This window comes from Olsenella sp. HMSC062G07, from assembly GCF_001811895.1.
GTDB classification, from domain to species: Bacteria; Actinomycetota; Coriobacteriia; order Coriobacteriales; family Atopobiaceae; genus Olsenella_F; species Olsenella_F massiliensis.
In genome coordinates this window covers 842,045-856,502 of the sequence record NZ_KV806951.1, presented here as the reverse complement: position 1 = coordinate 856,502, position 14,458 = coordinate 842,045, and the positions used below count along the sequence as shown (strand labels likewise).

14 protein-coding genes and 1 tRNA gene are annotated in these 14,458 nt (G+C 64.4%); all 15 read right to left on the bottom strand.

Annotated features, from left to right (window positions below; genetic code table 11):
* Positions 1-140: 140 nt before the first annotated feature.
* On the bottom strand, positions 141-884 hold the full coding sequence (gene pyrF, locus HMPREF2826_RS06950; RefSeq protein WP_070640485.1) for an orotidine-5'-phosphate decarboxylase: 744 nt from the start codon (positions 882-884) through the stop codon (positions 141-143).
* Positions 878-1,804: a dihydroorotate dehydrogenase gene (locus tag HMPREF2826_RS06945; RefSeq protein ID WP_070640484.1), complete on the bottom strand. Its 927-nt coding sequence runs from the start codon at positions 1,802-1,804 to the stop codon at positions 878-880. The genes pyrF and HMPREF2826_RS06945 overlap by 7 nt, the downstream gene beginning before the upstream one ends.
* Entirely contained in the window at positions 1,798-2,586 is a 789-nt protein-coding gene (locus HMPREF2826_RS06940) for a dihydroorotate dehydrogenase electron transfer subunit (protein WP_246824710.1), read from the bottom strand. The genes HMPREF2826_RS06945 and HMPREF2826_RS06940 overlap by 7 nt, the downstream gene beginning before the upstream one ends.
* Before the next feature lie 60 nt (positions 2,587-2,646).
* Positions 2,647-3,945 (bottom strand): dihydroorotase, encoded by a 1,299-nt coding sequence (locus HMPREF2826_RS06935; RefSeq protein ID WP_070640483.1) that lies wholly within the window; start codon positions 3,943-3,945, stop codon positions 2,647-2,649.
* Positions 3,929-4,864: an aspartate carbamoyltransferase catalytic subunit gene (locus tag HMPREF2826_RS06930; RefSeq protein WP_070640482.1), complete on the bottom strand. Its 936-nt coding sequence runs from the start codon at positions 4,862-4,864 to the stop codon at positions 3,929-3,931. Before HMPREF2826_RS06930 ends, HMPREF2826_RS06935 begins: the two co-directional genes overlap by 17 nt.
* The gene (pyrR, locus tag HMPREF2826_RS06925) at positions 4,865-5,434 is read right to left on the bottom strand and encodes a bifunctional pyr operon transcriptional regulator/uracil phosphoribosyltransferase PyrR (protein WP_058270437.1); all 570 of its coding nucleotides are present in this window, start codon (positions 5,432-5,434) and stop codon (positions 4,865-4,867) included. It lies immediately after the preceding gene.
* Between the two features lie 215 nt (positions 5,435-5,649).
* Positions 5,650-7,485 carry a glycosyltransferase gene (locus HMPREF2826_RS06920; protein WP_070640481.1) on the bottom strand — a complete coding sequence of 612 codons (1,836 nt, stop codon included), beginning with the start codon at positions 7,483-7,485 and terminating at the stop codon, positions 5,650-5,652.
* Positions 7,486-7,489: 4 nt separating this feature from the next.
* Positions 7,490-8,680, bottom strand: a complete 1,191-nt coding sequence (locus HMPREF2826_RS06915) for a glycosyltransferase family 2 protein (protein ID WP_070640479.1) — start codon at positions 8,678-8,680, stop codon at positions 7,490-7,492.
* Complete coding sequence (locus HMPREF2826_RS06910; protein WP_058270439.1) at positions 8,677-9,468, bottom strand: ABC transporter ATP-binding protein; 792 nt, start codon at positions 9,466-9,468, stop codon at positions 8,677-8,679. Before HMPREF2826_RS06910 ends, HMPREF2826_RS06915 begins: the two co-directional genes overlap by 4 nt.
* 226 nt (positions 9,469-9,694) lie before the next feature.
* Positions 9,695-9,961, bottom strand: a complete 267-nt coding sequence (locus HMPREF2826_RS06905) for a hypothetical protein (RefSeq protein WP_070640477.1) — start codon at positions 9,959-9,961, stop codon at positions 9,695-9,697.
* A gap of 228 nt (positions 9,962-10,189) precedes the next feature.
* Positions 10,190-10,381 (bottom strand): hypothetical protein, encoded by a 192-nt coding sequence (locus HMPREF2826_RS09295; protein WP_148138351.1) that lies wholly within the window; start codon positions 10,379-10,381, stop codon positions 10,190-10,192.
* On the bottom strand, positions 10,366-11,358 hold the full coding sequence (locus tag HMPREF2826_RS06900; RefSeq protein WP_070640475.1) for a hypothetical protein: 993 nt from the start codon (positions 11,356-11,358) through the stop codon (positions 10,366-10,368). Before HMPREF2826_RS06900 ends, HMPREF2826_RS09295 begins: the two co-directional genes overlap by 16 nt.
* A 490-nt stretch (positions 11,359-11,848) precedes the next feature.
* Positions 11,849-12,661 (bottom strand): ABC transporter permease, encoded by an 813-nt coding sequence (locus tag HMPREF2826_RS06895; protein ID WP_246824709.1) that lies wholly within the window; start codon positions 12,659-12,661, stop codon positions 11,849-11,851.
* Between the two features lie 209 nt (positions 12,662-12,870).
* Positions 12,871-12,945, bottom strand: a tRNA-Asn gene (locus tag HMPREF2826_RS06890).
* Positions 12,946-13,110: 165 nt separating this feature from the next.
* Positions 13,111-14,397, bottom strand: coding sequence for an RNA polymerase sigma factor RpoD (rpoD, locus tag HMPREF2826_RS06885; protein ID WP_082629973.1), 1,287 nt, complete (start codon positions 14,395-14,397; stop codon positions 13,111-13,113).
* Positions 14,398-14,458: the final 61 nt, after the last annotated feature.

The window sequence follows — 14,458 nt, the reverse complement described above, 5'->3', positions numbered from 1 at the left end:
CAAGTAGTTTGTCCGTTGTGGCTCCGATTTGCAAGCAAAGTGGCCCACGAGGACCCCCAAAGGGCCCCGTTTCCATAAAACCGCCCACATTCGTGCGGCACGGCAAGGCGGACCTGCCGCACGACGCGGGCTCGCACGGTCTAGGCGGACGCGTCCGACAGAGGGCCCTCGAGCTCCTCGAAGACGCTCTCGAAGGCGCGCACGACGTCAGGGGCCTGCGTGATGGGGCGCCCGATGACGAGCTTGCTCGCCCCCGCGCCGATGGCGGCCGCAGGGGTGGCGACGCGACGCTGGTCGCCGACGGCGGCGCCCAAGGGGCGCACGCCCGGCGTGACGATGAGAGCCTGAGGGCCCAAAAGCTCACGCAGGCGCGCGGCCTCCTGCGGGGAGCAGACGACCCCGTCCGAGCCCGCCGAGACCGAAAGGCGCGCCAGGCGGTCCACCTGCTCGGCGACGGGAGCCTCGACGCCCACCTCGGCCAGGGCGTCCGGGCCCATGCTCGTGAGCACCGAGATCGCGAGCAGGCGCGTGCGTCGGCCGTCTCTCTTCACGGCGGCTTCCTCGACCCCCGCACGCGCCTCCCTCACCATTGCCGAGCCGCCCGCGCCGTGGATGGAGAGCAGGTCGGCGCCCGTGAGCGACGCCGCGCGCGCGGCGCCCCTCACCTGGAAGGGGATGTCGTGAAGCTTGAGGTCGAGGAAGACCTTAAGCCCCCGGGCGCTGAGCGCCCCCACGATTGAGGGCCCCTCCGCGTAGAAGAGCGTCATGCCCACCTTGACCCAGCGGGCGCGCCCCTCCAGGCGCCGAGCGAGGTCGAGGGCCGTCTCGCGGTCGCAGTCAAGGGCGACGATGATGGCGTCGCGCGCGGCGTCGTCACTTAGCATTCGAAGGCTCCAATCAGGTCGTTGACGTCATCCACGCCCTGGCTTGCGACCCAGGTCGTGAGCTCGTCAAGGATGCGGCCGGCAGCCGCGGGGTCATAGAGGCTCACCGTGCCCACGCCGACAGCCGTGGCGCCGGCGAGGATGAACTCAGCCGCCTCCTCCCCCGTCGTGACGCCGCCGATGCCGCAGACGGGAATGGACGTCGCGCGGGCCGCCTCCCATACCATGCGCACCGCTATGGGATGGATGGCGGGGCCGGACAGACCCGCCGTGGGCCGTGAGAGCCTGCTTCTTCTGGTCCTGACGTCAATCGCCATGGCGGGAATCGTGTTGACGAGCGAGAGCGCGTCGGCGCCCGCCGCCTCGAGGGCGCGCGCCACCTCCGACACGTCGTGCGGCGCCATCTTGACGATGAGGGGGCGCGCGCTGCGGGGACGCACCGCACGCATGACCTCGGCCGCCTTCGAGGGCGTCGCGCCCATGGCGGCGCCTCCCTCGGACACGTTGGGGCAGCTGATGTTGATCTCGATGCCGGAGGCGAAGGGGGCAAGCTCCTCGTACAGCTCCACCGCGCGCACGTAGTCCTCGAGCGAATGCCCGGCGACCTGGCAGATGACGGCGACGCCTCGCTCGCTCAGCCTCGTGAGATAGGCCCCGTTGTCCTTGACGAAGGCGCGGATGCCGGGGTTGGCGAGTCCCACGGAGTTGAGCATGCCGCTCGCCGTCTCCGCCATGCGACTGCCGGGGTTGCCCGGCCAGGGAACGGGCGCGCAGCCCTTGCAGGTGATGGCCCCAAGACGAGACACGTCCTGAAAGCTCTCGAACTGCCAGCCAAAGCCGAAGGTCCCGGAGGCGGTGTTCACGGGGTTGCTCATGCGGATGCCCGCAAAGTCCACGGCCATGTTGGGGGTGCTCACCATGCCACCTCGCTTCCGTCAAAAACGGGCCCGTCCATGCAGCATGACGCATAGCCGCCGTTGCGCAGCGGCACGTTGCAGCAGCCGCAGGCCCCGAATCCGCAGGCCATGAGCTGCTCCAGGGAGACCAGGCAGCGCACGTGGGCCTTCTCGGCCAACGACGCGACGCCCGCCATCATGCGCGTGGGGCCGCAGGCCATGACGAGGTCGTACGGGCGCGCCGCCAGGCACTGAGCCATGGCGTCGGTCGTGAGCCCGCCCAGGCCGTAGCTGCCGTCGTCAGTGGTGACGAGCGTGTGGTGCGCACCGAGGTCGCGCAGCTGCCGCTCGCCCCAGAGCCTGTCCTTGCTGCGTGCCCCGACGATCGCGTCAAAGGGCAGGTCATGCGCGGCAAGCAGCCCCGCCGCCGCCACGATGGGCGGGGCGCCGACGCCTCCCGCCACGAGCAGGGTGCGCCCGCCGTCGGGAAGCGGCCACCCCACGCCCCCGGGGCCAACCGCGCTGACGCGCTCGCCGGCTCGTAGGTCCGCGAGCGCCTCCGTGCCCGCGCCGACCACCGCATAGACGAGCTCGACTGTGCCCGTCGCAGCGTCGGCGCGAGAGAACGAGAGAGGAATCCTCAGCAGCTGGCTCTTGTCACGAGGGACCCGCAGGCTCAGAAACTGTCCCGGCGCGAGGGCCTCGGCGAGTCGGGGGGCCCTCAGGACCATGCGAAATGTCTGTGCGGCCACGGCGGCGTTCTCCACCACCTCCGCCTCGTGCAGGCTCGGCCTCGGCTTGGGCACGATGCACCTCCTCACGTGCGCGGTGCCCGGCGTGCCGGGCACCGCGGTTTGATGCCGCGTCTAGGCCTGGGTGACGACGCCGCCCGTCAGGGTGCGCCTGCCGCCGACGAAGACGTCCGTCGCGGCGCCGACGAGCGACTGCCCCAGAAACGCCGAGTTCTTAGACTTGCTCTCAAAATAGTCGACCGTGACGTCCACCTCTTGCTCGGGGTCGATAAGCGTGAGGTCGGCCGCCGATCCGGCCTCGACGCGCACGGGCGCGAGCCTCAGGACGCGACGGGGGTTGACGGCCATGACCTCCACGAGGCGCGCCCAGCTCAGACGTCCGGTACGCACCAGCTTGGTGAGCATGAGGGGAAGGGCCGTCTCAAGCCCTATGGTGCCAAAGAAGGCGATCTCCCACTCGCAGTCCTTCTCGTGCTGGGCATGGGGGGCATGGTCGGTCACAAGGCAGTCGATGGAGCCGTCGATGAGGCCTTCCACCAGGCACTCCATGTCATGGGCCGAGCGCAGGGGCGGGTTCATCTTGAGGTTGGTGTCATAGGCGTCCGTGATGTCGTCCTCGTTGAGGAAGAGGTGGTGCGGCGTGACCTCGCAGGTGACGGGCAGCCCCTCCTTCTTCGCCTGCCTGACGAGCTCAAGGCCCTTGGCGGTCGAGATGTGCGCTATGTGCAGGGCGCATCCGGTAAGGCGGCAAAGCTCGATGTCACGGTAGATCTCGAGCTCCTCGCCCAGGGCGGGCCAGCCGAACATCCCCAGGCGGGTGGACGACCTGCCTTCGTTGATGACGCCGTTGGCGGTGAGGGCCTCGACCTCGCAGTGCGCGATGGCGACACGGTCAAACTGCGAGACATAGTCCATGCACGTGCGCATCATGCCCGCGCTCTGGACGCCGTGTCCGTCGTCCGAGAAGGCGCTCGCGCCCTCCATCACCATGTCGCCGATCTCGGCCAGCGCCTCGCCCTTCTCACCGCGCGTGAGCGCGCCGATGGGGCGCACGTGACAGAGGCCCGCCTGACGGGCGTGGTCGAGCTGGTAGCGAATCTCGGCGCCGGAGTCCGTGACGGGATCGGTGTTGGGCATCGTGGCCACGTCCGTGAAGCCGCCGTGGGTTGCCGCGCGCGCACCGGTCTCGGTGGTCTCCTTGTACTCGAAGCCAGGGTCGCGAAAGTGCACGTGCATGTCCACGAGACCGGGAACCAGGTACTTGCCCGTGCCGTCGATGACCTCGACGCCGTCGGCGTCGTCGATGGCGGGCGCGACGCGGGTTATGGTCGAACCCTCAATGAGGACGTCACGCACGTCGTCAAGGCCCAGCTGCGGGTCGACCACATGGGCGCCCCTAATCAGAAACGGCATTGTTCTCTCCTCCCAGAAGCAGGTACATCTCGGCCATGCGGGTCAGGACGCCGGCATTGACCTGGTCAAGGATGCGCGAGCGGGCGCAGTCGGCCACGTCGGCGTTAATCTCCATGCCGCGGTTCATGGGGCCGGGATGGCAGATGATGGCGTCGTCCTTCATGCGGCCCACGCGACGCATGTCAAGGCCGTAGAGACGGTTGTACTCGCGCCGGGAGGGAATGGCGGCGCCCTCCATGCGCTCAAGCTGGACGCGCAGCATGTAGACCACGTCCATGTCCTCGATGACGTCGTCGAGGCTGGCGGTCTGGGGGCAGCCGAACCAATCGGGGTCGTCCACCTGGAACGTCGGAGGACCCACCAACGTCACGTGGGCGCCCATGGTCTTGAGGGCGGGGGCCAACGAGCCGCAGACGCGACTGTGGGCGAGGTCGCCCACGATGGCCACCTTGAGCCCGTCAAGATGGCCAAAGTTCTTGCGAATGGTATAGAGGTCGAGCATGGCCTGCGTGGGATGCTGATGTTTGCCGTCACCGGCGTTGATGACGATGGCGTCGGTGTTCTCGGTGATCTTCTGCGGCGTGCCGGCAAGGCGGGCGCGGCAGATGAACATGTCAACGTTCATGGCGTCAATCGTCTGAATGGTGTCGGCAAGGCTCTCGCCCTTGACGACGGAGCTCGTGGAGCCGCCCATGCTCAGCGAGTCGGCCGAGAGGCGCTTCTCGGCTAGTTCGAAGGAGCTCTTGGTGCGCGTGGAGGGCTCGAGGAAGAGGTTCACTATGGTGCGGCCCCTGAGGGCGGGAACCTTCTTGATGGCCCGGCTGTTGACCTCCTCGAAGGAGGCGGCGGTGTCCAGGATCTGCGTGATGTCGTCGGCGGTGAGGCTATACGTGTCGATGAGGTGCTTGACGGAGAGCATCTACTCGGCACCTCCCTTGCTGGTGGTGGAGGTAAGGTCCCAGATCTCCACGGCGTCGTGGTCGTCGAGCGGGCGCACGCAGACGCGGACGTCCTCGTCATGGGACGAGGGGACGTTCTTGCCCACGAAGTCCGCGCGAATGGGAAGCTCCCGATGGCCGCGATCGACCATGACGGCGAGCTGGACCGTGTGCGGCCGTCCGTAGTCCATGAGCGCGTTGAGCGCGGAGCGCACGGTGCGACCGGTGTAGAGGACGTCGTCCACCAGGACGATGTCCCTGCCGTCAACCGTGAAGGGTATGTTGGTCGCGTGCAGCACCGGCTGGATGGCGCGCGACACGTCGTCACGGTAGAAGCTGATGTCCAGGGACCCCAGCTCGGGGCGGACGCCGACGATGCGCTCGATCTCGTCGGCCAGGCGATGCGCGAGGGTCTCGCCCCGCCGGATGATTCCCACGACCGCAAGCCTCTTTGATCCCTCGTTGCGCTCGACGACCTCATGCGCGATGCGCACGAGCGCACGCGACAGGGCCGCCTCGTCCATGATGGTTGCCTTACAGCTGCCTTGCATCTGTCTCCTCCCAAAAAAATAAGGGCCCGCACCGACTTGCACGGCACGAGACGCCTGACATCTGCAAAAAGGCAGCTATGGAACGACCCTGAGGGGCCGCGTCGCCTTACGGGCATCTCGTACCGCGTTTAAAGGACAGGGCCATTCTATACGAAACGGCCGCCGACATATGCAGAAATCGGCGACCTTCAAAACTTGTCCCGTTCACGGGCACCCTAGCGGGCCATGCGCCTGAGGTAGTCCTCCCAGAACGAGACGGACGTGAGCTCGTCCTTTGCGGCGGCCCAGCTGGCGGCCACCTCGTCGCCACAGCGGTCGAGCTTTGCCAAGACGCGGCGCAGCTCGCGCTCGAGCGCGGCGGCCCGACGGCGGTCGAACTCCCTCAGCACGCCCTCGTTGCCGTCTGCCGTGACGGCGAGGATGCAGCTGCGGTTACGAATCTTGTTGGGGGCGTAGTCCTGCAGGAGCGTCACGGCAGGCTCGTCGCTCACGAGGAAGTCGGGCAGGCGATGTCCGTTCTCGGTGACGTAGTCGTAGAGGTGCTGGGCGCTGTTTCGACGCTTCTTCTTCTTGAGCTTCTCGGGCTTGAACGATACGCGCAGGACCCGGGGATCGTCAATCTCGTCGAGGGGGACGACCTTCTCGTTCTTCTTGCCCGTCTCGGCCATGAGCGCGGCACCGTCGACGCGCTTGAGGTACTCCGGGCCGCGCAGGTAGTCCTCGATGGCGCGGATGGCGAGCTCGCAGCCGTCGTAATAGAAGTTCTTGAGGTCAAAGCCAAAGACGATCCTGATCGCCCTTGTGAAATCAACGCCCGGGTAGGCACCCGTGGTAGCCTGGCCGATGAGGGAGTTGCGCAGCACCTGATACCGGTCGAGGTTGGCGCGGAACTTGGCCGAGAAGGTCATGTGCCAGATGCAGATGCCGTTCATGGTCATGAACGGCTCGTCGCAGCGTATGCCGTATTCCGTGTCGTCCCCGCGGATGAAGAGGGGCAACGGCAGGCCGACCCTCCTGATGACCGCCGTGGGAATGCAGCAGTACCACCAGCCCGCGTAGGCGTTGACCTTGGAGGCGCGCATCGTCTCAAGGCGGAGCGCCTCCCTGAGCGTCGCGACGCTGCGCTTCCTCTTGACCGGCTCAAACATGCCGTTCTCGTCAAGGTGGCCGATGTCCTCGCGGAACATGTCCTGCTGCTCAAGCGAGAGCATAGCCCCCGACAGCAGCGCCGACGCGTACTCGTCCCGCACGAGGGAGAGCAGGTTGAAGGTGCGCTTGACGCTCTCGGGCGACACCTCCACGTCGTCGTCCATGAGGATGACGTGCGTCGCCTGGGGCGTCTGCCTCAAGGCCTCGATCATGCCCCGGGCATAGCCGCCCGAGCCGCCCACGTTGGGGTTGGGATGCACGACCACGCAGCCCTCTGAGAGCCCCTGCGCGTCGAGCGTGCGGCCGTTGTCGACCACGTGCAGCGTGAAGTGCTTGGCAACCGGCTCGTCGCAGCCTCCCACCTCGCGCCGCAGGAGCTCGACGTTAGGAAGGATGTACTCCTCCTTCTTGAAGGTGGTTGTGGCGACGGCGAGCTCGACGGGGCGGATGAGGGCCTCGTCCACCTTCGTGTAGTAGTAGGCCTCGACCAGCTCCACGGGCGAGGCGGTCGCGACCTCAAAGGCGAGGAGGTCCCCCGCGATGGAGGGAAACTCGACGTCAAGATCCGCGACCTCGTCATGCCGGACCGTGCGAGTCAGCAGCTCCGCCCTCTTGGGCGACTTGTACCCCGAGTAACTCGTGAGCGTGAGCGTGAGGGAGCCCTTGACCCTCAGATGCAACCACACGTTGTCGATGGGCGTGTAGCGACGCCACTTGATGGACGAGAGGGCGTTGAAGTACGTCGCGAAGTCGTAGCGCTCGCTCGCGGGGTCGGCCAGGATGACGCTCCCCTTTTCCGTGGCCCTGGGAAGCCGGGACTGCCGCCAATAGAGGGAGGGCTGGGTGACGCTGCGCTCTGAGTCGCATAGCAGCACGTTTGCGAGCCTGAAGTTGACCATCATGAGGTTAGCGACCTTTCCTGGGGGCGCTCTTGGGGAGCCCCTTGCCCTGACCTTCCCCACCGTCGCGGCGCGGGCCGCGACGGTTCTGGCTGGCGCGCCTCCTGAGATAGCGCCTCGTCTGCGCAAGGGCAAAGCCCACGCCGTTGATGCCGAGGGAGTGTGAGAACTCGCGCACGAGGCCCCGGGCATAGCCCAGGGCGGCGACGCGGGGCACCTCTCTGCCGGAGAGCCTGAAGGCCAGCTCCCTCAGGCGAGGCGCAACGTTGTCCAGCGAGAGGATCGTCTCGGCGTCCATGCGAGAGAAGATGGCACCCATCCGCGCCCTGAGGTCGGCGTCCTCGAGGGCGCCTTGGGCCATGGCCTCGCCCGCGTAGCGAAAGCCCACGACGGCGAGGGCCCTGCGCACGCCCTCGTCCGTGACGCCAAGCCGGTCGCAGACGTCGCACATGTCCTGCCAGCGGTCGAAGGAGAGGGCGAGGTCGCGCGTGGCCGACGAGGAGCCGGGAAGGTCCTCCCGGTAGCAGTAATAGGGCGTGTCCAGGTAGACGATCGTCTCTGCTTGGCAGAGCGTCTCGTACCAGAAGGGGTTGTCCACCCATCCCGCCCCCGGGACCTCCTTGAAGCGAATGGAGCGGTCGCGGATGAAGCCGGCTCGGTACAGCGCGGACCAGATGGAGGGATGATGCTGCACGAGGCGCGGGCAGTCGCCGAGCGTGAAGGGCTGGCGAGAGGGACGGATGCGCCGAAAATAGGCGCAGTTGAGCCGCCGCTCGTCAGGGGTCCCCGGCATCCAGATGCGCCAGTACGGCGACTTCACGACGTCCGGGGGCGTCTTGAGGCAGAAGCTCCGGGCAAAGTCAAAGAGGTCGTCATACATGTGCGGCTCGACCCAGTCGTCCGGCTCCAGGATGGCGAGGTAGGTGCCGCGCGCCTCCGCGAATCCCCTGTTGACCGTCGCGCCGTAGCCCTGGTTGGGCTTGTCGATGACGCGCACGCGGGCGTCCCTGCCCTCGTGGCGACGCATGACGTCCAAGGACCCGTCCGTGGACCCGTCGTTGAGGACGATAATCTCAAGGGAGACGCGGTCGTTCTGCTCGGCGCTCGCAAGCGCCTGGTCGAGGTATCGCTCCGTGTTGTAGCAGGGGACCACGACGCTGACGTCGACGCCTCCCCCACGTTCGTCCTGCCCCGTCATGCCAGATCCCCCAGGCTCCGATACGCCTCGCACACCTCGTCGGCCGCGCCCAGCATGCGCTGCCTACCCTTCTCGATCCAGCAGACGCGGTCGCAGATGCGCTCCACGAGGTCGATGCTGTGGCTCACGAGCAGCACCGTCGTGTTGTCGGACCTCACGAGCTCCTGGATCCGGTCCTCGCACTTCTGCTGAAAGAGGAAGTCCCCCACCGAGAGGGTCTCGTCAACGATGAGGATGTCGGGCTCCGTGATGGTCGCGATCGCGAAGGCGATGCGCGCCACCATGCCGCTCGAGTAGTTCTTGAGCGGCATGTCCATGAAGTTCTCGAGCTCGGCGAAGGCGACGATGTCATCAAAGTGGCTGTCGATGAACTCCTTCCTGTAGCCCAGGAGGGAGCCGTTGAGATAGATGTTCTCCTTGGCCGTGAGCTCCATGTCAAAGCCCGCGCCTAGCTCGATGAGCGGGGCGATGGTCCCCTTGACCGAGCAGCTGCCCTCGGAGGCCTCCAGGACGCCGGCGATAATCTTGAGCATCGTGGACTTGCCCGAGCCATTGGTGCCCACCAAGCCAAAGGCCTCGCCCCGCCTAACCTTGAAGCTTATGTGGTCGAGCGCGCGGAACTCCTTGAAGCGCAGCTCGTGGCGCATCAGCGCGATGAAGTACTCCTTGAGCGAGTTGAACTGCTCCGAGGCGATGTTGAAGATCATGGACACGTCATCGACGTCGATGATCGTCTCGTCCTGGACGACGTTCGTCGTGAGGGTGCGAAAGAGGCGCTTCTCAGACAACGGGACTCCCTTGCGGCTAGAAGAGGTGCGGCCCTTCAGGGTTTACAAGGTATCACAAGGCGCTCTAGCTTGCGATATGCATCACAGTACGCTCGCATGACACGCCCGCCTAGAGCCGTGCGCAACACGCCCGAGAGGCAAGATGCCCTCCTGCCCAAAGTCAGGAACCAACCATCTGATCCTGCGCACGGGACCTCCTAACACGTGAGGCCCCCGCGCGGGGGCCTCACGACAGCTCTGCCATTGCCTTCTGGTACTTTTCCAGGCGCTCAAGGTCTGACTCTGTGACCTCCGGCAGCCTCGAAAGGTCGCTGTTGTGCTCAAGGTCGGCCAGCTTCACGGCCCTCGCTATTTGGTTCGTCTTGATGCGCCGCACGTACTCCATGTACGGCACCGTGGGATCATGGGTGAGCAGGCGCGCGGCCTCGATCACCTCGTCCGAGATGCCAGCGGCGCGCAGGTCATCGAGGGTTGCGCCCGTGTCCTCCACCACGTCGTGGAGCCACGCCGCGGCCTTCGCAGCGTAGGTCCATTGAGTGCATCGACGGAACTTATTGCGTGATTGACGGGGCGACGCGCAAAAGCCCCATCTGCCCTCGGTGCTATCGGGACTCGGGGGCGCTGTACTACGTGGGGAAGGTGGGGAGAGGCGCACAGTGTCCCGTCTGCCACACGGTGTACCCGCGCTCGGACGGGCTAGCGCCAAGGTACGGCTAGATAGCTAAAAAGCACCTTTGAGCACTTTTTGTTTGAATGCTTCATACTCAGCATAGTTTTCAGGGGCGTTCAGCTCCCTTATTTTACTGGCTTTTTCAAAGTCACTCTCTATCCAGTCTGCAAACTTCTTGCTAGCAGGAATGTCAGCGGGGGCAGTAAAATACGCAGCTAGCTTACGTCTTAAAGCTTCGTCCATTTTATTCTCCCCTCTTTCTGCAGCTGCGACATAACTTCAATGGCAGCATCATAATCACTCATACCAGTTAAAGTCAGTTCGTCAATCTTTGCATCGTAGTACCATCCAGAAACACCGACGCCCGTTTGCTCATAATAATGCACTTCCCCATTGTGCAAAACGACAATACCCCCAGCGTATGAGTGTGTGTGTTGAGAATCAAAGTCACTCCCTGTGGGCGGAATATTGGTTGCATGGTTATGCACCGATATGAGCGTATGCGGTTTATGCTTCTTGATGGCATTAAGCACGCTTGTTGTATATTTTACTTCGTTCTCTTTGGTTGCTGCAGTGCTACGAGCTACAACCTTGCCCGTTTCCTTAGAAATGAGCACCAAGTCTTCGCTGTTTGTACCTGACCTATGCGTAACGATAGCCCTGCACTCCTTAGCTATCGTCTTGTTAACCTTCTCGCCGCCAGTTAACCCCTTAAATTTTTTGAAGAACTTTGGGCTGTTAATGCGTTTGAAGTCTGCTTTTGCCATCTTATTAGCATATTTCTTGCTGGTAATACCACGTTCAACAGCATTACGTATTACACCTTGCTGCCTGCTCTTCGGCAGCGTCTTGAACGCCCTGAGGTCACTGTAGCCCTGCTTGCGCATTTCCTCACGCATGGCCTTCATAAGCTTGGATTTGCTCATGCCGGACTTCTCTATGCGCCTCTGCACACTTGTTAGCTCTAAGAACTTCTCTAGGCTCCTGCCGCTCGCCGCCTCTGGTTGTTGCTCCTTAACGCCTGCCTTCGAAAGAGAGCCTACGCGCTGCTTCTCGCGGCCTGCCGTGACGTCATGCCCGGGAATATAGGCAACCAGCGTGCAGCGGCAGTTGTACGTCTCGCCGGCGGGCGCCTCGGGGTCGCCGGGGAACCTGCAGCCGTTGTCGAACCTCTCGTTTGGTTTTACGTGCGCGCTGTAGCCTGCAGTGCTGCAGCGCACCCTCGCCTACGCCGTGCGATGCGAGCTCGTGGCCACAAACCCGATGGACGTTGACTACCTCACGCCCTCCCGATCGACCTCAGTAGGGCGCGGCTTGGGGACATGATTGCTCGCCGAGCGAGAGAAGCTGTGGAAGGCATGCGCGGGTGCGCGGCTCGAGCCCGCGTTCCTGCTCATGACATTCGGGAGGCAGGGTCAAAGAGGCGCTTGGCCCAACGGGAGCCGACGTAACGCGCAACACGAGGTCTGGGAGAGCGCCTGTGCATCGTATCAGAGGCCGTCACGTGCAGCGCGGCGGCCCGGCACTACGGCAGGACCCTCGAGGACCAGCTCTGCGAGGCCGTGGCCAAAACGTACGCCAAGCACCCGCTCGACGACGTATGTGGTCGCCCCTGCAGGCGCAGATGATACGTCCCAACCGCCCCAGTTGGGACAAATTTGGACGCAAATAAAATTATTAAGCCATCTACCTGCTAAGACGCAATCATGTTTAGATGAAGAGGATGAACTTGTGCTCATGGCGACGAAACACGACGTATCCCAAAAGCAGCGAGGCCAGCGCGTAGGCAATGCAGGCCAGGTGCATCTGGGGCGATGGGACGCTCTGAAAGAGCACGATCTGACGAAGGTAGGTCACGTAGCAGTACATGGGGTTGAAGACCTCGAGCCTGTGCAGCCAGTCGGGAAGCAGCGTCACAGAGTAGAAGATGGGCGTGAGGTACATCCAGGCCGTCAGGACAACGCCCCACAGGTGCATGACGTCGCGAAAGAACACCGAGAGCGCCGAGAGCAAAAGCGAGAGGCCGGAGCTGAAGGCGATGAGCATGAGAAGCCACACCGGCCAAAGCAGCGCGGTGGGTCCCACGGGAACGCGCTCGAACAGCATGACGAGGGCGATCGCCAAGATCGAGAACGCATAGTTGACGCCGGCGAACAGCGCCTTCTGGACCGGAAAGACGTAGCGGTTGACCTTGACCTTCTTGAGCAGCGGCGCCGCGCCGATGATGGACCCCATGCCCTGGGACGTGGCGTCGGCCATCAGCTGCCAGGCGGTGTTGCCCAAGATCAGATACACGGGGAAGTTGCCGATCTCGGGGGCGCGATTGTTCATGAACGAGCCGAACACCGCCGCGAGGACAATCATCATGAGCAGGGGGTTCAGGACGCTCCATAGGACGCCCAGGGCGCTCCTGCGATACTTGAGCTTGAAGTCCTTGGTGACGAGCTGTCTGAGAATGAAGACGTCCTTCTGACCCGTCGGGTACCAGGCGTCCTTGCCAGAGATCTGCTGCGTCGCTTCCACGTTGCCTCCGAGGTCAGGGCGGTGTCCGTCCTTGCGTGTCGTTAGCATCCTAGCATAGGCCCATCATAGGGATCTCTCCCTCAAGAATGAGCGGAAAAGCCCCATGCCCGGCGTTCGCACCCGTCGAGGGGCCGGACCCGCGCTCAGATTCGACGCAAAGGCAGCGAACCCGCCGGGCTTGCGGCCCAGCGGGTTCGAGGACAATCAAATGGCTCCCCGGGCAGGATTCGAACCTGCGACACGCTGATTAACAGTCAGCTGCGCTACCACTGCGCCACCGGGGAATGTCTGGTGCACGTGACACGAACAACTACTATAGCGGATTGAAGCTCGGGCGCAAGAGAAAAAATGGGCGATTTGCGCATACACATCAAAGCGCGAGGGACGGCGCCGACGGCAATCTCGGCGGGAGTCGTCAAGGCACGCCCAGGTGCGCGACACGTGCCGCCTCACTCCTCCATGAAGTCCTTGAGCTTGGAGGAGCGTGAGGGATGACGCAGCTTGGCGAGGGTCTTGCTCTCGATCTGGCGAATGCGCTCGCGCGTGACGCCAAACTCGCGACCCACCTCCTCGAGTGTCCGGGGATGGCCGTCCTCAAGCCCAAAGCGGAACTTGATGACCTTGCGCTCGCGGTCCGCAAGCCCGTCCAGCACCTGGCCGAGCTGCTCGCGCAGCATGGAGTCGCTCGCCGCCTCGGCGGGAACGACCGCCATGGAGTCCTCTATGAAGTCGCCGAGCTGGGAATCCTCCTCTTCGCCGATGGGCGTCTCGAGCGAGACCGGCTCCTGGCTGATCTTCTGGATTTCGCGCACGCGGTCGGCGGAGATGCCCATCTCCGCGCCGATCTCCTCTGACGTGGGGTCGCGGCCGAGGTCCTGCATAAGCTGCCTCTGCACGCGCACGAGCTTGTTGATGGTCTCGACCATGTGGACGGGGATGCGAATGGTCCGGGCCTGGTCGGCGATCGCGCGCGTGATGGCCTGCCTGATCCACCAGGTGGCGTAGGTGGAGAACTTGAAGCCCTTCGTGTAGTCAAACTTCTCGACCGCGCGGATGAGGCCCAGGTTGCCCTCCTGGATAAGGTCGAGGAAGAGCATGCCCCTGCCCACGTAACGCTTGGCGATGGACACCGTCAGGCGCAGGTTGGCGCTGATGAGCGCCTGCTTGGCTTCAAGGCCCACCTGCTCGATGCGCATCAGACGCCGCTGCTCGGCACGCGTGAGCTCGATCTCGCCGTCCTCCGCGGCCTCGAGCTTGGCGCTCGCCTCGGTGCCCGCCTCGATCTTCATGGCAAGGTGCACCTCCTCGGAGGCGGTGAGCAGGTCCACCTTGCCAATCTCCTTGAGGTACATGCGAACGGGGTCGCCCGTGAGCATGACCGTGGAGCTGTCGGTCCTGCGGGCGCGCGCACGGCTGGAGCGCTTGTGCGTCTTGGCCTTGGGGGCGGAGCGAAGAACCTCGTTGGCGGCCTTGGCCTCCTCGCGCGCCTCGGTGAGCTCGGGGTCGTCGCTGTCGTCATCGTCGTCGAGCTTGTCGTCGTCCAGGTCCTCGTCGTCGTCCGCGTCCATCTTGGGGTCATCCCCCTCGTTGGCGCTCACGATGTCCACGCCCTTGGATCGGACGGCGTCATACAGGTCAGAGAGCTCGTCGTCATCGACATCAATCTCGGCGATGGCAAGCTGAACGTCATCCTCCGTCACCGACGAGCCTCGCTTTGAACCCTTGGAGACCAGCATGCTGGCGACGGCCTGGAGCTCACGGGAGAGTCCTTCGAAGCCCTGAGACGTGTTTGTAGCC

Bases quoted from the DNA above. Each gene is read 5' to 3' on its own strand.
- pyrR (WP_058270437.1), bottom strand. From the start codon at position 5,434: ATGCAAGGCAGCTGTAAGGCAACCATCATGGACGAGGCGGCCCTGTCG.
- HMPREF2826_RS06945 (WP_070640484.1), bottom strand. From the start codon at position 1,804: ATGGTGAGCACCCCCAACATGGCCGTGGACTTTGCGGGCATCCGCATG.
- HMPREF2826_RS06935 (WP_070640483.1), bottom strand. From the start codon at position 3,945: ATGCCGTTTCTGATTAGGGGCGCCCATGTGGTCGACCCGCAGCTGGGC.
- HMPREF2826_RS06930 (WP_070640482.1), bottom strand. From the start codon at position 4,864: ATGCTCTCCGTCAAGCACCTCATCGACACGTATAGCCTCACCGCCGAC.
- HMPREF2826_RS06920 (WP_070640481.1), bottom strand. From the start codon at position 7,485: ATGATGGTCAACTTCAGGCTCGCAAACGTGCTGCTATGCGACTCAGAG.
- pyrF (WP_070640485.1), bottom strand. From the start codon at position 884: ATGCTAAGTGACGACGCCGCGCGCGACGCCATCATCGTCGCCCTTGAC.
- rpoD (WP_082629973.1), bottom strand. From the start codon at position 14,397: ATGCTGGTCTCCAAGGGTTCAAAGCGAGGCTCGTCGGTGACGGAGGAT.
- HMPREF2826_RS09295 (WP_148138351.1), bottom strand. From the start codon at position 10,381: ATGGACGAAGCTTTAAGACGTAAGCTAGCTGCGTATTTTACTGCCCCC.
- HMPREF2826_RS06915 (WP_070640479.1), bottom strand. From the start codon at position 8,680: ATGACGGGGCAGGACGAACGTGGGGGAGGCGTCGACGTCAGCGTCGTG.